We start from the raw sequence: 21,236 nt of genomic DNA on the forward strand, positions 1-21,236 counted from the left end.
ATATGATCTTGGGAAATTATCTCGAAGTATTTATGAATAAAGACTTTTTACCATTAATGTCTTTCACTTCCATATTCGCTAAGATGTCTCCGTACACTTTGGTTTCAGTGTCTGAAAATTCATAACCGTCAATGAAAACAGGAGTATCTTTTGGGAGTTGCTTTTGTTCATTTAACTGTGCAAGTGTCAGTCTGTCTAGTCCCTCAAAACCTTTTTTGATTTTAAATTCCGTTAATCCTTTTTCAGCAATATCACTGTATTTTTTTAAGTTTGTAGGCAGGTTTGCAGGTGTTTTATAGACATTCATGCTTTGTACAATGTCTTTTCTTGCATTAAACATATCTATTGTTCCTACAATATCATTGGCAACCGCAAATCTCGTGGTAGGGTTCTTCTGAGCCAATAAAGTAGCAGAAGCAAATAGTAATAAAGAGTAGAAAATTTTTTTCATAGCTGGAAGAATATGTAAATGTTAAAAACTGGATAAATATAGTTATTTTTCACAAAATGTGAATGGATTTTCGGTTTAATTTAATAATTAATCATAGAATAATGATTTTATTGAGATTCTGTATTATTGTTTTCATGGTTTCCTTCTTTTTTATCTACCAGATTTTTGATGATATTTTTTAGTCTCTGGAATGTAAAAGAACTTAATAATAATATGATTCCCAATATAATAAATGCAATAATTCTGGAAACATTATCCATTTGCCAAACGTCATAAGTATACAATTTTAAAATCATAATGCCGATCAACATAAAACCTGCTTTGCTGAGCTCGGAAATATCGTTTTTTAAGCCCCTGTAAATAAAAATACTTGCAAGAACAGCCCAGATAATGGGTAAATACAGGATGCTGAAGTGGTTTTGAAGTTGGTAAGATTCTGTTATGTTATCTGCATTTCCCAAAATATATAAATGGTATAATTCAAAACTTACAAGAATGGTAATCGTAAATGAAATCAACCAATATGAAATATTTGTTTTAAAAAAATCTGATTTAGGGAATATCTTCCAAATTAAATAAACAAAAGGAATTAGATACAAAAGTTGGAAAATGAAATAGTTTTTTTGAAGTTCCTTTAAAAGCACCGAATCAGTAATTTCCGAGGAAACAAAAGAACTGTTTATGACGACCAATAATATAACCTGATATATGAGCCCGGTTTCAAAAAATTTATTAAGCTCCAGGATCTTTCTTAAAAGAAGTAAAACAAATATGTAGCAAATACTATATAAGAAGCTTATACTTAAAATAAATGACAGAGGCTTTTCTGAGATATGATAAATTATTTCCAGTAATAATGCTAAATAAATTACACCATAACTCACAAATGTGAATATACCTTCAAAAAAATCGGTTTCGTCTTTTTTACCGGATAGTTTTCTTAGTAAAATTAAATTGGTAAGTGTAGTAATTATAGTTACCGTGCTTGTCAGGAACACAGGATTGAAAATGATGTTTAGCTGTTTTGCATTATAGTATTCCGTCCAGGTGGTAAACTGAGAAAGGATAACCATTGGAAATAAAACGTAAAAACATATTTTGAAAATAGTAAGTCTCGTTTTCTTCCAGATAAATAGCAGTAAGGTAGCCTCAATAGCCCAGACACTTGTAATAAGATGCGTTTTAAACTGTAAAGCGATGGCAAGTGTCACAAGGCTGATAGTTATTGCTGCAAAAACAGAGTAATTGGTTCCGAAATCTTTTTTTGAGTTTTCTCTGAAAAGTAAAATAGAATTAATGAATGCAAAAACAACCGGGAAGATAATGACAGGTTCATATTGTAGTTCGTTGAAAATATAAACCAAGCCAATGATGCTTGAGAAATTTATTAGGACCAGCATCAAAATGTCACCAGACGAAAGTTTATTTGTTTTAAAATAATCCTGCAAAGCATATGCATAGAAAATAATATAGGTAAGAATATAAAAATAAATAGAAAGAATCTCAGTTTTTTCGGCAGTCCAGTAAAAAAGATAAATGCCTGTAAAAATAAAGGCAATCCACCCTGCGCTTCTCCAGTTTTTAAGAAAAACGATAACAAGCATTCCTACATTTAATACCGTCAGATAAGTAAAAAGGAAGAGGTAGTTACTTTCTCCTGTACTAATCATTAAAGGGGCTAAAAAACCACCAAACAATGAAAAAGTAATTAGAATTTCACTCTTATAATAGTACGAAAGTGCTATTGAAAGTAAAGTAATAATGCTGGTAAGGAAAAATGCAATATTCTGGCTGAAAAGATGATATTCTCTGAATGCAATGGTGATTGTAAAATATAAAACAGCGATTCCGCCTCCTGTAATGATTGATGAAAAAACAGTATAATTTTTCCTCAGAAATTGTCCGATAACTATAATAATGGTTCCGATTGCTATTCCGATTGCTACTCTTGTGGTTTCTCCAATCCAGTTTTTGTCAATTGCATATTTTACAAAATATCCGATTCCTAAAACCAATGTTACAATTCCAATGACTGTTAATGCATTTTGCTTCAGAAAATCAAAAATAGGAGTGAGCCAGTCTTTTTGTGGTATATCCGGAAATTTTTCTTCTGGTTTGGTTTTGTGTTGATTCGCTTCCGGAAGATCGGCTTTAAAAGAAACTTCAGCCTGTAAAGGAGTGGTTGTTTGTTGGATAACTTCTATAGGAGATTCAGCTTTATTATCTTTTTTTGTTAATTCAGAAATTTTATTTTCCAATTCATTGATCCTATTATTTAGCCTGTAATAAACAAGGAGCGTGACTATTATTAATATGATAATGATTGTATTGTCCATTTGTAGGTTTTATTTTAATCAAATATAATTAATTGTGAGGAATAGCCCATAAAACAATTAATCCATCACACAAAAATATGATGGATTAATTGGTAGAGTGATTAAACTATATAAAATTCTAATTAGATACTTTGTAAATATAAAAAGAACCTACACTAGATCCCAGCAAACCAACGTCCAATGCAGTTGACCCGGTGAGTCCAAATGAGATTTTATCTCCCGCCTGGAATGTATAAAGAGAATTAATACTCGTCTCGGAAATCGTTAAGCTAAGAAGAATAAGATTAGCTCCACTGAATGCACGGCTGTCAATAATTGTTCCTACACCGGCTCTGTTTCTTAGAATTCCGATTCCTGGAGAATTTGCCAATATGGAGGCCTGTAGCCCTGTTCCGTAACGGAAAGAGTATCCTATGGCATATATTCCGTTTGAAGGAATTGTATAGGTATTATCTGTATCGGAGAATAAGGCAGCTGATCCTACTGATCTTTCTGCTGCAAGAAAGTTAACAGCTCTAAATCCTGTTGGAAATAATGCTAGACTTAATAAGCTTATCCCTGCTGACTTTTTTGCTGCATATACAGAAGCATTTGTATTAGCATTGATTGTAATACCATCAATTATTAGCTGAGGATCGACCTGGGCAACCTGAAAGTCACCACCACTATTTAGATTTACTGCTAAAATTTGATATCCCGAAAGTGCAGGAGCGGCCGGCGTCTGTCTGAGTTTCATCGTTCCATTTACGTCTAGTGTCGCTGTTGGTGTTGTTGTATTAATCCCAACTTGCGAAAAAGCGGAGAAAGAGACTAAAACTCCAATAAGTGTAAAGATGTTAGTTTTCATGGGTAAATATTTTAATTAGTTTTCTTGTTTAATACTGCAAAAATTATGCCTGTGTCTTGTGGTATTTTTAATGTTTAACTTCAAATAGTACAATATTTTTAATCATATATTTTATATTGAGTGATAAAATTCTTTTAAATCATTTATGTTTTAATATATGTAAATATAAAACTTATTTGCAAATATATTCATTAATTTAAATAACTCTCTATTTGTTGAATAAATTTTTTGTTAATTAATAATTTCTTATTACACTCTGACCCTATTTTATATCTCGATAAAATGGCTATAATAAATGGGTCAAAAAAAATCCTGTAAGAATAAACTAACAGGATTGTATAATGATTTTTAGGCCTATTTTTTTAGCTTTCCAAAAGAAATTCTTTATAATTACCCAAAAAATCTACTTCTGCATGGATTGATTTTAATTCTTCCAATGCATTTTCATGAAGCACATCATTCCATTTTCCGGCTACATTGATGAAAAAGAAATAATTTCCAAGACCGGTTTTTAAAGTTCTTGATTCAATTTTGCTGAGATTCATTTTTCTCCATGCAAAAACAGACAGTACCTGATGCAAACCTCCTGCATGATCCTCGGGCAGGGTTATCAGTAAGCCTGATTTTTCTCCTGATACTTCTAATCTGGCGTTATTGTAATTACTTTGAATTTTAGATATGATAATAAACCGGGTATGATTTTGTTCAAAATCCTGAATATTCCTATTAATGATTTTTAAGCCATATAAATTAGCTGCAAACTGATTGGCAACAGCAGCTCTTTTAAGTTCCGGATGCTCTGAAATATATTTTGCCGCAGCAGCAGTAGAAGAAAATTCTTGTCTTTGTACATTTTTATAATGAGAATCCAAAAAGTGAAAACTCTGGGCCAGTGCCTGAGGATGAGAATATATTTTTTCAATATTCTCGGCATCATTTTCAGGATGTATCATCAAATGATGAGCAATAGGCATTACTGCTTCAGCTTCGATTTTAATATTTTGAGTTTTATATAAATAATCCAGTGTCATAGAAACCGTCCCTTCAATGGAATTTTCTAAAGGAACGACCGCTTTATCTACTTCTCCATTTTCTACAGCTCTGAAACAATCTAAAATGTTAGCCTGTGGTAAAAGTTCTTGATCCGGGAAAAGCTGGGTCGCGGCAAGTTGCGTAAAGCTGGCCTGTGGTCCCAAAAATGCAATCTTCATGTGTATATAATTAAAACTGAAATGCAAATGTGCAAATAATATAATAAAGTTTAAGTGTAATTCTTAAACCTTAATTCCGGATTTGTATTAAAATTAATCTTCTTTCCAATTTTCTTCAATCAATTTCATTAAAGCCTCAGGACATTTGATGATTTTACCAGTTTTTGCATCTAGAAAGAAAAGGGTAGTGGAAGCTTCGGTAATTTTAATATGCTCTTCATTGTAAATCTCATATTCGAACTCAATTTTTACTCCCGGAACTTTTTTTATGTAAGTATGAATTTCCAAATTTTGATCATACAAAGCCGGTTTCAAATACTTAATTTTGTACTCCGAAACAGGCAGCCAAATTCCTTGATTTTCAATCTCGTTATATGACATTCCTATGCTTCGGAAAAGCTCAACTCGGGCTACTTCAAAGTATTCTGCGTAATTGCCATAGTAAACGTATTTCATGGGGTCTGTTTCTCCGTAACGTACTCGTATTGAGTGTGTTGTGTGTATCATTTTTTTGCTTTACTTATACATACAAATATATTTTTTAATAATCAATACCTGCAAAATTTTTTTTTAAAATAAAAAATTAGACCTTTGTCTTCCTTCTAAAAAAATGTACTAACCATAGAATAATCGGGGCATAAAAAATGGATGAAAATTTAATGTTGATATGGCAGAAATGTCTTCAGTTCATGCGAGATAATTTGAACGCTGCTGAAGATAATTCTGATTTGAAAAAGCTTGAGAAATCTTTCGACTTATTGTTTGATAAGGTACAGCCAATTTCGTTGGTTGAAAACAATCTTACATTGATGGTTCCGAGTGATTTTTACAAGGAATATATTGAGGATAATTATTTATCTCTACTTTCTGCTGCCCTAAAGAAAAATATTGGTAAAGGAGTCAAACTTTGGTATTCTGTAATGGAAAACAAACCATCTGGGATGGAGAAGCCTGTTACAATGAATATGAAAGGTAAAAGTGTTCCTACACCAAGAGTTCAGGAAACAATGCCGCAGGGTTTTTCAGCAAATATTGTAAATCCTTTTGTAGTTCCTGGAATCAAAAAAGTAAATATAGACTCTAATCTGAAAGCAGACTTCTCCTTCGACAATTATGTAGAAGGTGAAAGTAATAAGTTTGCAGCTACAGTAGCTCGTTCTATTGCAAAAAGACCGGGTGCGACAGCTTTCAATCCATTGTTTTTATACGGAGGTTACGGAGTGGGTAAAACACACCTTGGCCAGGCTGTTGGTTTAGAAGTAAAAAGCCAGTTTCCTGATAAAGTTGTTCTTTATTTATCATCAGAGAAGTTTATCCAGCAGTTTATTTCTGCCGCTAAGGCTCATAAACAAACAGAATTTGCTAACTTCTATCAAATGGTGGATGTATTGATTATCGATGATATTCAGTTCTTGTCCGGTAAATCTGCAACTCAGGACAGTTTCTTCCATATTTTTGATTATCTGCATCAAAACGGAAAGCAGATTATCTTGACTTCAGATAAGGCTCCGGCGGATATTATGGATATTCAGGACAGGATTGTATCCCGTTTCAAATGGGGACTTTCTGCAGAAATCAAATCTCCGGATATAACAACCCGTAAGAAAATTATTGTTGATAAATTAAGCAGGGACGGTATTATTCTTCCGGATGATATGCTTGATTTCTTGGCTGCAGAGGCCAAGACAAACGTACGGGAGCTTATTGGGATTATCAATTCAGTGATTGCATATTCTACTGTATATAAATCAGAACTGAGCCTTGAATTGTTGAAGGATACAATCAATAAAATTGCTGCAAACCAGAAAAAAGTTATCAATATTCCTTATATTCAGGATGTTGTGTGTGACTATTTTGGAATCAAAAAAGAACAGCTTTTATCAAAAACAAGAAAAAGAGAAATCGCTCTTCCAAGACAATTGGCTATGTATTTTTCAAAAGAGCTTACAAATGCTACTTTCACTAAAATCGGTGAAGAAATGGGAGGGAAAGATCATTCAACTGTAATGTACGCCTGTGACACAATCAAAGATGTTTCAAAGATTGATAAGGAAGTGAAAAAATATGTAAAAGACCTTTCTGAAAGGATTAAACAATAAGAAATAATTTAATTTAAATATTGAAAATGGAGAATAAAATTTATTCTTCATTTTTTATTTAGTTTTGTAAACTTAAATCAATTTTTATCATTAAAGGTTTAAATTTAAAAATTAAGTTGCCATGAAAATATTGATGGTTTGTTTAGGGAATATATGTAGAAGCCCTTTAGCAGAAGGAATTATGAAAACAAAAGTTCCTGAGAATTTTTTTGTTGATTCTGCGGGGACCATTTCTTTGCATGAAGGTAAGCATCCTGATAAAAGGGCGATAAAAATTGCAGCAAACCACAATATTGATATTTCAAGTCAAAGATCAAGGCCTGTCACAAAATCGGATTTTGAAGAATTTGATAAAATTTACTGTATGGATATTGATGTTTTGGCAGATGTGGTTTCAAAAGCCTTAAATGAAAAACAAAGGCAAAAGGTTTCTTTATTTCTGGAAGTTTTGGGTGACCATAAAAATGCGGAGGTTCCTGATCCATATTGGGGAGGCATGGACGATTTTGAAAATGTTTTTCAGCTTTTGAATAGAGGCTGTGACGCTATCATAAGTCAAATTTTAAAATAATATGAAACAATTTTTACTTTTCTTTTTACTAATCTGTAATATCAATAGTTTTAAAAAGTTGAGTTTAAAAATAAAACAGATAATATTAAAATAATTATTAATGGTGAGATTCCCAATGCTGTTTGTGATTACAGTTGCTTTTATAAGATGTAATGGAACATTGGGGAAAGAAATTCTTACCTTTGCTAAAATTGAAGATGAATGGAAAATTTCAACCATTACATTTTTAGTTGAATCAGCCCATCACTTTAAACAACCCTCTTTACAAGAAAGAACTAAAAAATAATATAATGCTTTTTTTACTTCCAGCTTATCTTTCAGAAAACACTTCTCTCACTCATTTTTCACCTGTTATAAAAGAATATATCATGCAAACTGATTATTTTTTCGTGGAAAATGAAAAAACGGCTAGAAAAGTTGTTAAATTTTTCGCTCCGGAGAAAAAGCAATCAGATTTGAAACTTTTTCTTTTAGATAAATACACTGAAAATGCAGATATTAAAGAAGCACAGGAACTGATGCTGAAAGGACAGGATTTCGGATTGCTTTCAGAAGCCGGGCTTCCATGTATTGCTGATCCCGGAAATTTGATTGTAAAATGGTGCCACGAAAAAAATATTCGGATCATTCCTGTTTCAGGGCCTTCGTCGATTATTTTGGCATTGATTTCCAGTGGTTTTAACGGGCAGGAATTTACTTTCAATGGGTATTTACCAATTGACAAGGGTGAGAAGAAGAAGCAGATTTTACATTTAGAAAGCTTGGTTCAAAAAACAGGTTATTCCCAGATTTTCATGGAAACACCTTATAGAAATAATGCACTTTTTGAAGATTTGGTTAAATTTTTACCGTCGAATTCAAAGCTTTGTATTGCTGCAAACATCAATGACCCGGAACAGGAGTTTATCAGTACAAAAACGATAAAAGACTGGCAAAAACAGAAGCCGGAACTTCATAAAATTCCGGCTGTATTTGTTTTGGGTAAATAAATTTACTGAAGAAACTCTTGCAAATTCTTTTAATTTTAATTAAAAGAATTTGCATCGTCTTTAAATTTGTGAAAAAATAACAATTATTTTTTTCTTCTGCCTTTCCACTTTCTCCAAAGAAAAATAAGTATTGGAATCAGCAGAAAAAACGGCCAAAACGAAATTATACCAAGGAAAAAACCAATAAAACTATTCCAGCCTTCTGTAAAAGAATCACCAAAACGACTTCCAAAACCTATTTTTGATGTGGTAGAAGTTCTCACTTTTTCTTTATATAAACTTAAGTTTAAAGTGCTGTAATTCACGCGGTCATCTATAAAACGGAGTCTGCCTTCTGCAACGTCTATTTCATCTTCCAGTTCGCGGATATTTTCCTGAATCTCCAGCATATCTTTCGTTGTTTTGGCACTTTTAAGCATATCCCGATATTTTTCAAGATAGATTTTCTTGTTTGCTAATTTTATAGACACGTCGGTATATTCTTCTGTGACGTCATTTGATGAAATGTTTTTAGATAATACAGAACCCACACCATCTGAAAATGAATCAATTAAAGTATCAAAATTTTTATGTGGAACACGGATTACCAATTCTAAATTTTCGTCAACATCAGTATTTCTGAAATTTTCTTTTTGAATATAAGCTTTGGTTTTAGTCAGAATTTCACTGATTTGGTTTTGGGCCCTTTTAATATCTCCAACCTGAATAGTCATTTCTCCATTTTTGATGATTTTTTTTACAATACTATCCGATTTCGGTGAGTTATTGCTTGAAACTGATTTATCATCCGGGAGAAGTTTTTCAGAGATAGCTTGAGGCGGTATTGGTTGCTTATTTACCACGTCTTCCTCTTTTAGAGAGACAGACATTGCACTTACAGATTCATTTGCAACTGATTTGTCTTTCTGACAATAAATCAATGTAAGAAAGGATAATGATAAGAATAGTTTTTTCATGTTACATTTTTTTTAATTTCATCAAAGATTATGCTTAAAACAGTATATTAGGTTATAATTTTAATTGTTATACTATCAATTTATAAATCCATATTTGAAGATGTTACAATTGAAATTATTTTATATTTTTATTGAATGAAAAAGAGCCTTGTAGCCATTATATTTTCTCCTTTTTTGATATACGCCCAGGAAGTTCCGAAGCTGACGGACGAAATGGCTGTCAAATTATCTGAGAAACCAATTCATTGTATTACTCAGGAATACCCGAATAAAACAGCACATATTATTAATAATGCTGGTGAAGTCCCTTTAACTCCAAAAGATTTGCATCCGGCTTTTTATGGCTGTTTTGATTGGCATAGCTCTGTTCATGGGCATTGGATGCTAGTTCGTTTGTTAAAAACAAAACCCGATCTATCAATTTCAAATGATATTGAAAAAATTCTGGATAATTCATTTACAAAAGAAAATCTTCAGAGAGAGGCAGACTATTTCACAAAATATCAATTAACAGGTACTTTTGAAAGAACTTACGGCTGGGCCTGGCTGTTGAAATTAGACGAAGAACTAATAACCTGGGACAATCCAAAAGCAAAAATATGGCATCAGAATTTAAAGCCCTTAACGGATAAAATTCTAAATTCCTGGAAGGCTTTCTTACCTAAACAAACGTATCCAAACAGAACGGGAGTGCATCCGAACACTGCATTTGCAATGGTTTTTGCACTCGATTGGGCAAGAGCAGCGGGTGATAAAGTATTTGAAAATCAACTGATAGAAAAGGCAGAATATTTTTATTCAAATAATACAAAAACCCCTGCGTATCTTGAGCCGGACGGTTCAGATTTCTTTTCACCAAGTTTAGAAATTGCAGATCTTATGCGCAGAGTTCTTCCTCAAAAAGAATTTGTAGCATGGCTGAATAATTTTTATGAAAAACGAAGTCTGGAGAATATTGAAAAGATTCCGGTAGTGAGTGATTTATCAGATTACCAAACGGTTCATCTGGTTGGGCTATCTTTCACCAAAGCGTGGTGTATGAAAGGAATTGCAAAATCTCTCCCAGACAATCATCCGTTGAAAAAGGAATTCCGGAAAACTGCAACAATATTTTTAAATAACGGGCTTCCGTTACTTTTCCAGGGAAATTATGGAGGCGACCATTGGTTGGCTAGCTTTGCGGTTTACGCTTTGGAAGATTAATTAATACTTGATTCCCAATTTTTTAAGGACGAAACTTAGAAGCCAGATAGGTCCTATCAAAAGAAACTGTAAATCTTTTAAGAAAGATGGTTTCTTGCCTTCTATTTTGTGTCCTAGAAACTGCAAAACCCATGTAATGACAAATATAACAAGGAAAAATAGCCATGAATTTGTTCCGAAAGTAATATTGGCTAATGAAACGAAATGCTCCATTAAAAGCATTACAAAAATCATGATTAATGCAATTCTCCATGATAATCTGAAATAAAAAATGGTAACCAAAGTCAAAGCAATAAAACTTGCAATACTCAGAAAACCAAAGTATTTCAGATAAATATTCGGGGTCGGGATGTATGAGATAAAACCTAAAATCGTCCAGAAAATCAAAGGAACACAAATCCAGTGAATCAATTTGTTGGTTGCATTTCTGTGGCTTTCGCCGTATTCTGCAAGGAGTAAATCAATCTTTCTCATAATAGGAATTTGGAAAATACTAAAATAATAAATTTTTGCAATCGCTCAAGACTTTGCTTACATTTGTGTTATGTCTGTCTTAGAAAAATTCGGAGTAGAGATTTTTACACAACATAATATTTTCGAGAGAATAGCTGTCGATAAGCCTTTTCGTCCTGATAATCCGGCATTTATATTCATTAAAACGGGTACGATAAAACTCAAACAGCATTTTCGTGACTTAGAACTTTCTGCAAATATGTTTATGGTTACAGATCCGCAGACAATTTACGAAGTAGTTTCCGTAAGTGATGATTTTCAGTCAAGAATGGTTTCCTATAAAAGAGAATTTATTTCGGCCTTGTCATTGAAATTCAATCGATTAATTACTTATCGTTATTTCAGGCAGCAAATGAATATTGGAGTTCCTTTTCATCAAAATGAAATGGATATTGTCTGGAAAAGCGTGAATTTCCTGAAATATATCCTGGATTCAGAAACGGAAATGACTTACAAAAAAGAGATTGTAGAGCATTTATTTTCTGTTTTCTGTTACCAGATGGCAGGAATTATTTCTCAGGAAGACAGCAATTCGATGAGTCAGATGTCCCGGCAGGAAGAAATTGTTTTTGTTTTCCTTACAGATGTTGCAGAACATCACCTGACAGAGCGTACGGTTGAGTTTTATGCCGGGAGGCAGTCGATTACAACCAGACATCTTTCATCAGTTGTGAAGACCATTACAGGGAAGTCGGCGAGCCAAATCATTGCTTTAATTGTAATTAACGAGGCGAAAGTGTTGCTAAACTCTTCCAATAAGCCGGTTGCAGAGGTTTCTTCGATTCTTGGGTTTAGCGATCAATATTCATTTTCCCATTTTTTTAAGAAACATCTGGGTGAAAGTCCTACCCAATACCGGAATCAGTTTGAAAACTAAAATCCTACATCTGAACATCTTTTTCCAATTCTCAAACATTTGTTTGAATTTCTTATCACCATACCTTTGTACCCGTAAAACAAGGTAAAATGATAAAGAATGTAAAAACAGCACTATCACTCGTGATAGCATTATTTCCTACGCTGTTTTTTTCACAAGAAATCAAACAGTTGACAGCGAATGAAGTCGCTGAGCTTGCTGTACAAAATCATCAACAGTTAAAAGTTTCGGCACATAATATTGACATTGCAAAACAAAATACAAACGTTGTAAAACTTCAGAAGTTACCGGTTATCACAGCTTCTACAAGTCAGTTTTATCTAGGTGATGCGGTGGCCATTGACAAAGATTTTTCAAACTCCACGAATATTCCGATGCCTCATTACGGAAGTTCTTATGCAGTCCAGGCAACTCAGTTAATTTTCAAAGGAGGGCTGGTGAATAAGACTATTGAATTGGCGGGTCTTCGTGAACAACTTTCTGAACTGGATTTAGAGAAGAACAAGCAGGATGTGAAATTTTTAGTGATATCCAACTATCTGGATGTTTATAAAATTTTAAATCAACAGGAAGTCTTTCAAAACAATAAAAAACTGGCTGAGGAACGTCTGAAAAATATCCGGAAATTCTATGAACAAGGAATGGTAACCAGAAACGAGGTTATTCGTGGTGAATTGGCTATCAAAAACTTGGACCAGGGAATTTTAACTTTAGCCAATAACAGAAAAATCCTTAATTATAATTTAAATATTGCTTTAGGTTTGCCAGTGAATACTGAGATTGTTCCTGTCGAAAGTTTAGAGAACAAAGAATCGGGAATCGGGATGGATTATTATGTAAATCTTGCTCACGAAAGCAATCCGCTAATACAATCTGCAAAAACCAATATCGATGTTGCGAACAAGAATATAGAAATTATAAAAACCGATAAAATGCCTACTGTGGCCGGATTCGGAGGATATACTTTACAGAGACCCATTACTACGAGAAATCCTGTCTTGGATATGTATTCGGGAGGCTGGCAAACGGGAGTTTCTCTTAGTTATAATATTGATAATCTGTACAAAACAAAAGAAAGAGTAAAATTGGGAGAGCTTCAAAGAAATCAGGCTGGCGATGTGATGATATTGACGCAGCAGAATATTGATATGGCAGTAAATGCGGCTTATGTAAAATATCAGGAATCTATCCAACAGGCTGAAATTCTGAATGATGCTAAAAAATTAGCCGAAGAAAACTACAAAATTACTGAGGCTAAATACCTGAACCAGTTGGCTGTACAAGCGGAAATGATTGATGCACAAAACCAAAAACTACAATCTGAACTAGATTATGCTAATGCGGAAATCAATGTGTTGTATCAATACTATAACCTTCTGAAATCTACAGGAACTCTTTAATTTTTAAAAACTAAAAAACAAACAATGGAAAACAAGGAACAAAATACTCAAAATACACAGCCAGCTCCAGCTGTATCAAGTGCTGTGGCAAAGAAAAAAGAAGCTAAAAGAAATAAAATCAGAGCGATAATTTCTAACATTATTGTATTTCTGGTTATTGGTTTCGGATTGTTCTGGCTGGTACGTGAATATTTCCATATCGGAGATAAAACCTATACAGAAGCGGCTCAGGTTGAAGAGTTTATTAACCCCATCAACACAAGAGTTTCAGCTTATATTAAAGAAATTAAATTCATTGAACACCAACCGGTTAAAAAAGGGGATACGTTGGTAATCCTGGATGACCGTGAAATTTTAACACAGCTTGGACAGGCTGAAGCAGCTTATCAGAATGCTTTAGCTCAGCGTACAGCAACAAGCTCTTCCGTAAACACGGTTTCTAACAATGTCAATGTAATGGAATCAAATATTGCAGGAGCAAAAGCAAGACTTTGGAATGCAGAACAGAATTTAAACAGATATAAAAACTTATTGGCTTCCGAGGCGGTGACAAGACAGCAGTATGACCAGGTAAAAACCGAATATGATGCACAAAAAGCGGCTTACGAAACTTTGGTTAATCAGAAGCAATCTGCAAACCTTTCGACAACAGAAGTAAAAAGCAAATTCGGCATCATTGATGCTGAAATCAAAAGAATGAAATCTGCTTTGGATATGGCGAAAATCAATCTTTCTTATACCATAATTACAGCACCTTACGATGGAGTGATGGGAAGAAGAACGATTTCTGAAGGACAATTGATTCAGCCGGGACAACAAGTGGCGACTATTGTTTTAAACGGACAAAAATGGGTGACAGCCAATTTCTTAGAGAGCCAAATGCCGAATATCAAGGTGGGCGAGAAAATGATGATGACAGCCGATGCACTGGGAGGAAAACAATTTGAAGGAATTGTTACGGCTGTTTCTGCTGCTACGGGCTCAAGATATTCAAGTGTTCCAACAGATAACTCTACGGGTAATTTCATTAAAGTTCAGCAAAGAATTCCTGTAAGAATCGAGTTTACAGCTTCTAATAAAAAAGAAGATATTGAAAAGCTGAGCGCGGGAATGAATATGAACATTAGTATTAATAAGTAGATTTTTGGCTAGGGGGTCTGATATAGAAAGAAGGATATTTAAACGTCTAAATAACTTCTATCCTCTATCTTCGGACTTCCAACTTTCAACCTTTAAATTTTAACTCATGTACAACAAAGGATTATATCGCGATTGGGTTCCCAAACCCGTACAGCTGTTGATGATTGTATTACTGCTTGCCGTCGTGATGCCTCTTGGTGGAGTGTATACGGGAAACATCAGTTATTTGGTAAGCGGAACGGGAGCGATGACAGAATATTTTATGTGGGCCAATTATGCCACTACGATTGGGATGGGGGCGTGTATGCCTATTGTTCTTAGAATGAAAATGAGATTTAAAGTTCGTGATAAAATGACAGTTTTATTAGTGCTTTTAGGATTACTGAGTTATCTCAACTCTACAACTTTTGATCCTATGATTTTTGTTTTTTCGGCTTTGATTATAGGATTTTTAAAAATGATGGTAACGATAGAGCTATTCTTACCATTGATGGCCATGATAGGAAACAGAGGAATGTTTTACGGGGCTTTTTACACCTTTGTCTTGGTTCTGAATCAGATTTCGGCATATTATGCGGTAGAGGTTTCGATTCGCTATAACTGGCAGCATTTTTATGTGATTATGTCGGTTTTATGTTTTGCGTTAGCGCTTTTACACTGGATTTTTATGCATGATAAATATTTTGCTTTAAAAATTCCTTTACATTATATAGATTGGCTAAGTATTTTACTTTTTGTTTCAACGTTCATGTTTTCTGCTTATGTTTTCTCTTTTGGAAAACAGCAGGATTGGTTGAACTCAAGAAATATTATTAATGCCAGCATTGCCTCTTTCGTAAGTTTTTCTCTATTGGTAATTAGACAATTAACATTAAAGAGACCCTATTTATCTTTTACAATATTTTCGAAAAATAATGTTCAGCATGGTTTATTTATGTTATTATGTCTGGGAATGTTTCTGGGGACAACTTCTATTCAAAATACTTTTGCAGTCGGAGTTTTGGGGTATGATCAATTGACGAATGCGAAATTGAATTTATTAATGATTCCCGGACTGATTCTAGCGGGAGTAGCTGCCATCTTTTGGTTTAAAAAAGAATTCCCGTTGAAGATGTATATTTTTTTAGGCTTTTCGGCGATGATGGGATATGCTATTGTAATGTATTTTTCAATGGTGTTGGAATTCAGTTATGACGGCTGGTATTTGCCTATGTTTTTGAAAGGTTACGGAATGTGTTCGCTTTTCATTTCAGTATGGTTTTATACATTAGATAAACTTGAATTAGATGATATGCTGGCTGCTATCGGATTGGTCTTGGTTTGGAGAACATTTCTTGCCGTTGGATTTTTCTCTGCATTATATTCCTGGTTTCAATATCATTTTCAGGTAGTTGCCATCGGAGATTTGGCAGTTTATATGGATGGAATGACGATATCACCGCAAAATACAGCTTCTAATATGAAAGCTGTACAGCTAAATGCCATTATTATAGCAACCAAAAAAATATTTGGATACATTATTTTAGCGGGTTTTGGAGTGTTGATATACGTTTTCACCCACCATTTCGGTAGAGAACGGTTCCAATATGTAAGATTTATAAGAGTTCTAAGTGGAAAATCAGTAATTGCAAGAAGAAGATTACGTGAACGTAAAAAAATATTAGAAGAGATAAAAGACGCCGCAGGACCTGCGATGTAAAGATACCTTGTTTTTCATTTGTGAAGCTCCATTTTAATTGTAAAGTGGGGCTTTGCATTTTTAGGGCAATTATTTTTATTTAGACGAAATAAAAATTAAATTTGTATAAAAAATAAGTATGAATAAAATTGCAGTAGGGCAGATTGTAGCCGAAGTAACGAGAAAAGAATATATTACAAAACACTTTATCAGAATTTATCTATATTCTCCTGAAGTTCATTTGTTTAAAAATACGACAATCGGGGATAACAATAAGATAGCAGTTCCGCCGAATGGTGTGAACGAAATTCATTTTCCGGCTTTAGATAAAAATCATCAATGGATTTATCCTCCGAAAGAAGTGGCTCCAGCCATCAGGACATATACTCATCGGGGGATTGATTTAGAAAAAAATGAAATTATTATTGATTTTGTAGATCATGGCGACGGAGGTCCTGCTTCAGGATGGGCGAGGGAAGCTGTAGCGGGTTCTAAACTGGGTGTGATGATGCGTCGTGAAGGAAAGGAATTATATCCTCAAGCCGACTGGTATTTTCTGATTGGCGATGCAACAGCAATTCCTGTTTTGAGCGCTATTTTGGAAACGCTTCCTGAAACCGCAAAAGGGGTTTGTATAATCGAAATTCACGGAAAAGAGGATGAACAGATTTTAGAAACTAAAGCTGATATTGAGTTTATCTGGGTTTACAATACAAAACCGCATACAAGCAGTAATTTAGTACCGGCAGTAAAATCTATTGAAATTCCGGAAGTCTCAAAATTCGGATATGTGGCCTGTGAGTTTTCGGGCGTGAAGGAAATCCGTTCATATTTAAGAAAAGAAAAAGGCTGGACCCAACAAGAATTATACGCTTATTCTTATTGGAAAGCCGGTGTTGCAGAAAATGAATCTCAAGCTGACAGGCAGAAGGAAAAAGATACGGTAGAATAAGGTTTTTATTTGAAATGTAGTTGTTTAAGAATATTCGACTAAGTTTAAAAACCAGTATCTTTGTAACTTTAAGATTAGCTATGAAAGATTTAATGGGTAAGGCAATCCGGGATTATTACTATAATGAAAATCCTGAAGATTTGCAGACTGAAACTTCAATTTCTGAGCTGGATGAGCTTCCGGTTGATTATCTTTTCAGGGATTTTGAAGAAATGAATGATATCGAACAAAAAGCTTTAGAATTATCCTGGGGAAAAGTTTTGGATATCGGGGCAGGAGCGGGCTCACATTCTTTATACCTTCAAGATAAAAAAAATCTGGATGTTTTAGCGTTGGATATTTCACCAAAATCTATTGAAATCTGCAGACTAAGAGGAATTAAAAGAACCATTTGTGAAAATATGCTGGATTTCTCAACTGAAACTTTTGATACTATTTTGTTATTGATGAACGGTACCGGAATTTTTCAAAGTCTTTCTAAAATTGATATTTATCTAAAAAAACTTCATACTTTACTTAATGAAAATGGACAAATTCTAATTGACAGTACAGATATTTTATACATGTTTGATCGTGATTATGATGGTGGAGTGTATATTCCTGCAGATGGTTATTATGGTGAGTTGGATTATATCGTTCATTATAAAGGCGAATCAGAAGACCCTATAAAATGGCTGTATCTTGATTTTAATACGTTAAAAAATGCTGCAGAAAATAATGGCTTTAATATTGAAAAAGTATTGCAGGATGAGGATTCTTATTTGTCAAAATTAACGAAAAAATAAATAGGGAAAATCTGAAGGTTAGTTTTTATTTTTATAGATTATTTACAAACACTCATAATGTGTAAAGTATCAATAGATCTGCTACACAAATGACTTAAATTTATGGTATAAAGTTTAAAACCTTTATCCATGAATAAAGAGCAACAGCAAGTCAAGGCTCGCAAAGATTGGCTTAAAATCTATTTGGAATCAGGGGTCTGTAACAAATATGGCTTTACGTTGTGGAATTGCAAGGTCAACACTTTACCGTTGGATAAAAAGATATAAAGAACAAGCTCTTTGCTGATTTCTCTCTTTTCTGTTGCCGGGTTTAAAATCTCCTGTGCTTTTTTATCGCTTCGTGTTTCGTGCAATTCTCTTTATGTAAAATCTATCCCATCCCATCCATACTTTTGCCGTGCGTTTTGCAATTGGAAGAAAAACAGTAAGCTGTTTGCGTTTTGTAATACACCTGCATTGATGGTGTTTTATCTTCGTGGAACGGACAGCACATTTTATTATTCTTATCGGGTTTTAAGCCGTAATAATGAAGGACCGGCAATTGATAATTGGGATTTTATTTCTGTAATCTCCATAAAAGAAAAGTAATATTTACAATTGCCAACTTTGTTTGGCAATTGTAAATATTACTTTTCTTTTAGACAACAAAAACACATTTCTTTTGTCAAACTATTTTATCTAAATTTGCTCATAATTGCTATTTTAACTTAATATTCGTCAAGTATGTTGAACATTGGAGAACGCATGATACAGCTTCGCAAACAGTTTAATCTTTCGCAGGAAGATTTTGCCAAAAGGATTGAAGTTTCCAGAACGATCATCGGGAACTACGAGCGTAATGCAAATACTCCTTCGATTGAAGTGTTGATGAAAATGGCTAAAACATTTGATGTAACGGTAGATTATTTGATCGGAGGGGGTGAGGTTTTTTCTTACGATAAAGAAGTAATGAAGCACATCGAAGATATCGACAAGCTCGATCGTAATCAAAGGACACCTGTTATTTCTCGTAGATAGCATTATCCAAAATTTTAAAACTAAACAAGCGTTTGCTAAATAACACAAAACCCACTGCAAAGCGGTGGGTTCTTTTTTTATTTGCTACACCATACAATCGTGCGGTAGCATTTTTTTACTTATAGTTGATTACAGAATTTGCGGAAAGGAACTTAAAAAATCTTTTATATTTTCATTTTTAGTATAAAATTCAAAAGATAAATTATATAAATACCCTATATCACGAACTTGTCCATTAATACATATTTCGTCATTGTTTCCTATTTCAAAGTCTAAAGAAAAACGTTTATCCAAATCCTCATAAGCAAAACGGAAGATATTTTTATTGAATAAATTATTTAATCCTTTTTGAATATAATCTATATCTATTTTTTCTAAACTTAACTTTTCAACAGTCACTAAATTTACAATCCTTACTTCTACTTTTGTAGCTAAAAACAAAGGATTAATGTTGTCTTCAGATTCTTTCTTAAATGGATGAAATAAGATGTAAGAATCATTATTTATACTTGAAATTTTCATAAATAAAAAATTATAATTTTGTTTTACTAAGAGGTCTAAATGCTTTGTGAAAAATTACATTTTCAGGACTAATACCTATTTCATAATTACCTTGATATAAACTTCTTGATGATTTCATTGTTTCAGATAATTCATAGAAAGAAGAACCATCTACAAGTCTTTGAGTCCAAGTTCCCTCTTCCATGATTTTGGGAATTAACGCATTATCGAATGCATGAAACATATCTGTTTGACCAGCTAACCTAGAATGTAAAATAGGATTTCCATAAGGAATAGACTTAAAACTTGTTTGGACTCCTACACCTCCTAATCCATCTCCTGTAACCTAACCTGTTGTAGATAAAGATAATCCACCCGTAATTCCTACTGCACCTAATGCTGCTTCCACAGCAATTCCAGATGCAGCCATTTGCATACCGATTAATCCATTGTAAGCTAATTGTGAAGAAGGATTAGCAAAAGGATTATCAGGATTAGCTCTAATATATGAACCATCGTCATTTCCAAAAGCCATTGCACTCATTGCTGGTGCATTATCTCCGCCCTGAATTAATGGGGTCAAGATTTGTACCGATTCCAATATTCGTTATATTAAAAGAAGTATTTGTAAATGAAGCATCCGGATTTAAGTTTACATAAGAACCATCTGCTGCTGAATAAGTTCCGCTTTTCCCTAAATAGGTTTCGTTTGCTCCTGCTGTTGCTTGGCTTACTGCGTTATTATTCCAGTAAACCTGATTAGTTTGTCTGTACCCAATCTGTTCCCTGTCTTCCATCAGGGTCAATAAATCGTAATGGATTATTAAAAGCATAGTTATAAGGCGACCAACGTCTTGAAGTTTCCGCCAGCGGATCCACCATGTCCCATCTACCTAAATCTGGCATATAGAATCTTGCTCCATAATCATACATTCCCGTCTCCTGCAACTCCTTGCCGTTGTACTTATATTGATAAGTAACCTCGCAAATTGCGAGTTTTTTTTATCTACCATATTATACAATCGTGGTAGCGAGAAGGATTATTTAGGATGTGTATGAAACTTATATTCCGAATTCTTTTTACTTGTTGCTTTATATTTTGTTTGACTAACTGGAATTTCTTTTACATCTAACCTATACCAAACTTTCACAAAGGTTTTTAAATCAAACGTATTGACTCGGACTGGAATAAACTCGTTGTTTTTTTTGTCAAAACTGATAGCATTTTCTGGATAGTCTTCTGTAAATTCGTTTCCTTTATTAAAAGTAAAATATTCCGATCTAATTATATTTTTTTTGTTAATCTGGATTTCATTGGATAATTTTTTCATTTGATCAATATCAAAATATTCTAAACTACCACGAAACACCAATACTATCTGTGAGGAATAATTATAAAACATCCACTTATTGTACTGATCTTCATGAAAAATAAATTGCCCCTGTTCATTTAAAACTCCCCATGACAAGGGAATACTGGTTGAATAATTAAATCCTAACATTTCTCTTTCTACAACCTTTTCTATATCAAAAGTTATAAAAATAACTTTATTCTTTATTTCCATAGGAATAAACTTGGTTTCATTTAAATATTCAATACTTCGCTGTATTTCTTTTTTAACACCATTATCTTTTATAAATGATAATCTGTCTTGAGCAAAAAAGAGGTTGCTGATTAATAACAGCCCTAAAAAAAAGATTCGCATATTT

At 33.5% G+C, this 21,236-nt stretch carries 26 protein-coding genes and 1 pseudogene; 13 read left to right on the forward strand and 14 right to left on the reverse strand.

What is annotated here, in order from left to right; translation table 11 throughout:
• Positions 1–16: 16 nt before the first annotated feature.
• The 5 genes from ACM39_RS13680 to ACM39_RS13700 form a co-directional block, all read right to left on the reverse strand.
• Complete coding sequence (locus ACM39_RS13680) at positions 17–451, reverse strand: hypothetical protein (protein ID WP_048511607.1); 435 nt, start codon at positions 449–451, stop codon at positions 17–19.
• A 107-nt stretch (positions 452–558) separates the two neighbouring features.
• A complete protein-coding gene (locus ACM39_RS13685) occupies positions 559–2,787 on the reverse strand; it encodes a DUF2339 domain-containing protein (RefSeq protein ID WP_048511608.1) in 2,229 nt (742 codons plus the stop codon).
• 118 nt (positions 2,788–2,905) lie between these two features.
• Complete coding sequence (locus ACM39_RS13690) at positions 2,906–3,634, reverse strand: hypothetical protein (protein WP_048511609.1); 729 nt, start codon at positions 3,632–3,634, stop codon at positions 2,906–2,908.
• A 362-nt stretch (positions 3,635–3,996) separates the two neighbouring features.
• On the reverse strand, positions 3,997–4,845 hold the full coding sequence (pheA, locus tag ACM39_RS13695; RefSeq protein WP_048511610.1) for a prephenate dehydratase: 849 nt from the start codon (positions 4,843–4,845) through the stop codon (positions 3,997–3,999).
• A gap of 93 nt (positions 4,846–4,938) precedes the next feature.
• The gene (locus tag ACM39_RS13700) at positions 4,939–5,352 is read right to left on the reverse strand and encodes an acyl-CoA thioesterase (RefSeq protein WP_048511611.1); all 414 of its coding nucleotides are present in this window, start codon (positions 5,350–5,352) and stop codon (positions 4,939–4,941) included.
• 137 nt (positions 5,353–5,489) lie between these two features.
• Between ACM39_RS13700 and dnaA the strand changes: the two genes are divergently transcribed.
• The 4 genes from dnaA to ACM39_RS13720 all read left to right on the forward strand — a co-directional run bounded on the left by dnaA (position 5,490) and on the right by ACM39_RS13720 (position 8,504).
• Positions 5,490–6,944, forward strand: a complete 1,455-nt coding sequence (dnaA, locus tag ACM39_RS13705) for a chromosomal replication initiator protein DnaA (RefSeq protein ID WP_048511612.1) — start codon at positions 5,490–5,492, stop codon at positions 6,942–6,944.
• Positions 6,945–7,065: 121 nt separating this feature from the next.
• Complete coding sequence (locus ACM39_RS13710; protein ID WP_048511613.1) at positions 7,066–7,515, forward strand: low molecular weight protein-tyrosine-phosphatase; 450 nt, start codon at positions 7,066–7,068, stop codon at positions 7,513–7,515.
• A gap of 100 nt (positions 7,516–7,615) precedes the next feature.
• Positions 7,616–7,801, forward strand: a complete 186-nt coding sequence (locus ACM39_RS13715; RefSeq protein ID WP_048511614.1) for a hypothetical protein — start codon at positions 7,616–7,618, stop codon at positions 7,799–7,801.
• A gap of 4 nt (positions 7,802–7,805) precedes the next feature.
• Positions 7,806–8,504 (forward strand): SAM-dependent methyltransferase, encoded by a 699-nt coding sequence (locus tag ACM39_RS13720; RefSeq protein ID WP_048511615.1) that lies wholly within the window; start codon positions 7,806–7,808, stop codon positions 8,502–8,504.
• Positions 8,505–8,587: 83 nt separating this feature from the next.
• Here the strand turns inward: ACM39_RS13720 and ACM39_RS13725 are convergent, their stop codons facing one another.
• Positions 8,588–9,460: a DUF4349 domain-containing protein gene (locus ACM39_RS13725; protein WP_048511616.1), complete on the reverse strand. Its 873-nt coding sequence runs from the start codon at positions 9,458–9,460 to the stop codon at positions 8,588–8,590.
• A 135-nt stretch (positions 9,461–9,595) separates the two neighbouring features.
• On the opposite strand from ACM39_RS13725, the gene ACM39_RS13730 reads away from it, so the two are divergent.
• The gene (locus ACM39_RS13730; RefSeq protein ID WP_048511617.1) at positions 9,596–10,663 is read left to right on the forward strand and encodes a DUF2891 domain-containing protein; all 1,068 of its coding nucleotides are present in this window, start codon (positions 9,596–9,598) and stop codon (positions 10,661–10,663) included.
• On the opposite strand, the gene ACM39_RS13735 is transcribed toward ACM39_RS13730, so the two are convergent.
• On the reverse strand, positions 10,664–11,137 hold the full coding sequence (locus ACM39_RS13735; protein ID WP_048511618.1) for a DUF962 domain-containing protein: 474 nt from the start codon (positions 11,135–11,137) through the stop codon (positions 10,664–10,666). It lies immediately after the preceding gene.
• Positions 11,138–11,207: 70 nt separating this feature from the next.
• On the opposite strand from ACM39_RS13735, the gene ACM39_RS13740 reads away from it, so the two are divergent.
• The 7 genes from ACM39_RS13740 to ACM39_RS19635 all read left to right on the forward strand — a co-directional run bounded on the left by ACM39_RS13740 (position 11,208) and on the right by ACM39_RS19635 (position 18,294).
• Positions 11,208–12,053: a helix-turn-helix domain-containing protein gene (locus ACM39_RS13740; protein WP_048511619.1), complete on the forward strand. Its 846-nt coding sequence runs from the start codon at positions 11,208–11,210 to the stop codon at positions 12,051–12,053.
• Between the two features lie 89 nt (positions 12,054–12,142).
• The gene (locus tag ACM39_RS13745) at positions 12,143–13,453 is read left to right on the forward strand and encodes a TolC family protein (RefSeq protein ID WP_048511620.1); all 1,311 of its coding nucleotides are present in this window, start codon (positions 12,143–12,145) and stop codon (positions 13,451–13,453) included.
• A gap of 24 nt (positions 13,454–13,477) precedes the next feature.
• Complete coding sequence (locus tag ACM39_RS13750) at positions 13,478–14,593, forward strand: HlyD family secretion protein (protein ID WP_048511621.1); 1,116 nt, start codon at positions 13,478–13,480, stop codon at positions 14,591–14,593.
• A gap of 106 nt (positions 14,594–14,699) precedes the next feature.
• Positions 14,700–16,292 (forward strand): hypothetical protein, encoded by a 1,593-nt coding sequence (locus ACM39_RS13755; RefSeq protein WP_048511622.1) that lies wholly within the window; start codon positions 14,700–14,702, stop codon positions 16,290–16,292.
• Positions 16,293–16,410: 118 nt separating this feature from the next.
• On the forward strand, positions 16,411–17,223 hold the full coding sequence (locus tag ACM39_RS13760) for a siderophore-interacting protein (RefSeq protein ID WP_048511623.1): 813 nt from the start codon (positions 16,411–16,413) through the stop codon (positions 17,221–17,223).
• A gap of 80 nt (positions 17,224–17,303) precedes the next feature.
• Positions 17,304–18,008: a class I SAM-dependent methyltransferase gene (locus ACM39_RS13765; protein ID WP_048511624.1), complete on the forward strand. Its 705-nt coding sequence runs from the start codon at positions 17,304–17,306 to the stop codon at positions 18,006–18,008.
• A 181-nt stretch (positions 18,009–18,189) separates the two neighbouring features.
• Positions 18,190–18,294: a helix-turn-helix domain-containing protein gene (locus ACM39_RS19635; RefSeq protein WP_410470251.1), complete on the forward strand. Its 105-nt coding sequence runs from the start codon at positions 18,190–18,192 to the stop codon at positions 18,292–18,294.
• Between the two features lie 84 nt (positions 18,295–18,378).
• On the opposite strand, the gene ACM39_RS19640 is transcribed toward ACM39_RS19635, so the two are convergent.
• Complete coding sequence (locus ACM39_RS19640) at positions 18,379–18,501, reverse strand: CHC2 zinc finger domain-containing protein (RefSeq protein ID WP_410470252.1); 123 nt, start codon at positions 18,499–18,501, stop codon at positions 18,379–18,381.
• A gap of 230 nt (positions 18,502–18,731) precedes the next feature.
• On the opposite strand from ACM39_RS19640, the gene ACM39_RS13770 reads away from it, so the two are divergent.
• The gene (locus tag ACM39_RS13770) at positions 18,732–19,025 is read left to right on the forward strand and encodes a helix-turn-helix domain-containing protein (RefSeq protein ID WP_048511625.1); all 294 of its coding nucleotides are present in this window, start codon (positions 18,732–18,734) and stop codon (positions 19,023–19,025) included.
• A gap of 129 nt (positions 19,026–19,154) precedes the next feature.
• On the opposite strand, the gene ACM39_RS13775 is transcribed toward ACM39_RS13770, so the two are convergent.
• The 6 genes and pseudogenes from ACM39_RS13775 to ACM39_RS13795 all read right to left on the reverse strand — a co-directional run bounded on the left by ACM39_RS13775 (position 19,155) and on the right by ACM39_RS13795 (position 21,232).
• Positions 19,155–19,547 carry a hypothetical protein gene (locus ACM39_RS13775; RefSeq protein WP_048511626.1) on the reverse strand — a complete coding sequence of 131 codons (393 nt, stop codon included), beginning with the start codon at positions 19,545–19,547 and terminating at the stop codon, positions 19,155–19,157.
• 10 nt (positions 19,548–19,557) lie between these two features.
• Entirely contained in the window at positions 19,558–19,770 is a 213-nt protein-coding gene (locus ACM39_RS13780; protein ID WP_048511627.1) for a hypothetical protein, read from the reverse strand.
• 102 nt (positions 19,771–19,872) lie between these two features.
• Positions 19,873–20,109, reverse strand: a complete 237-nt coding sequence (locus ACM39_RS13785; protein ID WP_048511628.1) for a hypothetical protein — start codon at positions 20,107–20,109, stop codon at positions 19,873–19,875.
• Positions 20,081–20,323, reverse strand: a complete 243-nt coding sequence (locus ACM39_RS13790; RefSeq protein WP_048511629.1) for a hypothetical protein — start codon at positions 20,321–20,323, stop codon at positions 20,081–20,083. The genes ACM39_RS13785 and ACM39_RS13790 overlap by 29 nt, the downstream gene beginning before the upstream one ends.
• Positions 20,316–20,504, reverse strand: a pseudogene (locus ACM39_RS18895) (RHS repeat-associated core domain-containing protein); the annotation flags it as partial. The gene ACM39_RS13790 and the pseudogene ACM39_RS18895, both read right to left, overlap by 8 nt.
• Before the next feature lie 62 nt (positions 20,505–20,566).
• A complete protein-coding gene (locus ACM39_RS13795; protein WP_048511630.1) occupies positions 20,567–21,232 on the reverse strand; it encodes a hypothetical protein in 666 nt (221 codons plus the stop codon).
• Between the last annotated feature and the right edge of the window lie 4 nt (positions 21,233–21,236).

This window comes from Chryseobacterium sp. FH2, assembly GCF_001045455.1.
Classification (GTDB): domain Bacteria; phylum Bacteroidota; class Bacteroidia; order Flavobacteriales; family Weeksellaceae; genus Chryseobacterium.

Bases quoted from the DNA above. Each gene is read 5' to 3' on its own strand.
- ACM39_RS13715 (WP_048511614.1), top strand. From the start codon at position 7,616: ATGGTGAGATTCCCAATGCTGTTTGTGATTACAGTTGCTTTTATAAGA.
- ACM39_RS13765 (WP_048511624.1), top strand. From the start codon at position 17,304: ATGAAAGATTTAATGGGTAAGGCAATCCGGGATTATTACTATAATGAA.
- ACM39_RS13770 (WP_048511625.1), top strand. From the start codon at position 18,732: ATGTTGAACATTGGAGAACGCATGATACAGCTTCGCAAACAGTTTAAT.
- ACM39_RS13690 (WP_048511609.1), bottom strand. From the start codon at position 3,634: ATGAAAACTAACATCTTTACACTTATTGGAGTTTTAGTCTCTTTCTCC.
- ACM39_RS19640 (WP_410470252.1), bottom strand. From the start codon at position 18,501: ATGTGCTGTCCGTTCCACGAAGATAAAACACCATCAATGCAGGTGTAT.
- ACM39_RS13780 (WP_048511627.1), bottom strand. From the start codon at position 19,770: ATGTTTCATGCATTCGATAATGCGTTAATTCCCAAAATCATGGAAGAG.
- ACM39_RS13735 (WP_048511618.1), bottom strand. From the start codon at position 11,137: ATGAGAAAGATTGATTTACTCCTTGCAGAATACGGCGAAAGCCACAGA.
- ACM39_RS13725 (WP_048511616.1), bottom strand. From the start codon at position 9,460: ATGAAAAAACTATTCTTATCATTATCCTTTCTTACATTGATTTATTGT.
- ACM39_RS13700 (WP_048511611.1), bottom strand. From the start codon at position 5,352: ATGATACACACAACACACTCAATACGAGTACGTTACGGAGAAACAGAC.
- ACM39_RS13755 (WP_048511622.1), top strand. From the start codon at position 14,700: ATGTACAACAAAGGATTATATCGCGATTGGGTTCCCAAACCCGTACAG.
- ACM39_RS13775 (WP_048511626.1), bottom strand. From the start codon at position 19,547: ATGAAAATTTCAAGTATAAATAATGATTCTTACATCTTATTTCATCCA.
- ACM39_RS13795 (WP_048511630.1), bottom strand. From the start codon at position 21,232: ATGCGAATCTTTTTTTTAGGGCTGTTATTAATCAGCAACCTCTTTTTT.
- ACM39_RS13730 (WP_048511617.1), top strand. From the start codon at position 9,596: ATGAAAAAGAGCCTTGTAGCCATTATATTTTCTCCTTTTTTGATATAC.
- pheA (WP_048511610.1), bottom strand. From the start codon at position 4,845: ATGAAGATTGCATTTTTGGGACCACAGGCCAGCTTTACGCAACTTGCC.
- ACM39_RS13760 (WP_048511623.1), top strand. From the start codon at position 16,411: ATGAATAAAATTGCAGTAGGGCAGATTGTAGCCGAAGTAACGAGAAAA.
- ACM39_RS13745 (WP_048511620.1), top strand. From the start codon at position 12,143: ATGATAAAGAATGTAAAAACAGCACTATCACTCGTGATAGCATTATTT.
- ACM39_RS13720 (WP_048511615.1), top strand. From the start codon at position 7,806: ATGCTTTTTTTACTTCCAGCTTATCTTTCAGAAAACACTTCTCTCACT.
- dnaA (WP_048511612.1), top strand. From the start codon at position 5,490: ATGGATGAAAATTTAATGTTGATATGGCAGAAATGTCTTCAGTTCATG.
- ACM39_RS13710 (WP_048511613.1), top strand. From the start codon at position 7,066: ATGAAAATATTGATGGTTTGTTTAGGGAATATATGTAGAAGCCCTTTA.
- ACM39_RS13680 (WP_048511607.1), bottom strand. From the start codon at position 451: ATGAAAAAAATTTTCTACTCTTTATTACTATTTGCTTCTGCTACTTTA.
- ACM39_RS13790 (WP_048511629.1), bottom strand. From the start codon at position 20,323: ATGGAAGACAGGGAACAGATTGGGTACAGACAAACTAATCAGGTTTAC.
- ACM39_RS13740 (WP_048511619.1), top strand. From the start codon at position 11,208: ATGTCTGTCTTAGAAAAATTCGGAGTAGAGATTTTTACACAACATAAT.
- ACM39_RS13685 (WP_048511608.1), bottom strand. From the start codon at position 2,787: ATGGACAATACAATCATTATCATATTAATAATAGTCACGCTCCTTGTT.
- ACM39_RS13750 (WP_048511621.1), top strand. From the start codon at position 13,478: ATGGAAAACAAGGAACAAAATACTCAAAATACACAGCCAGCTCCAGCT.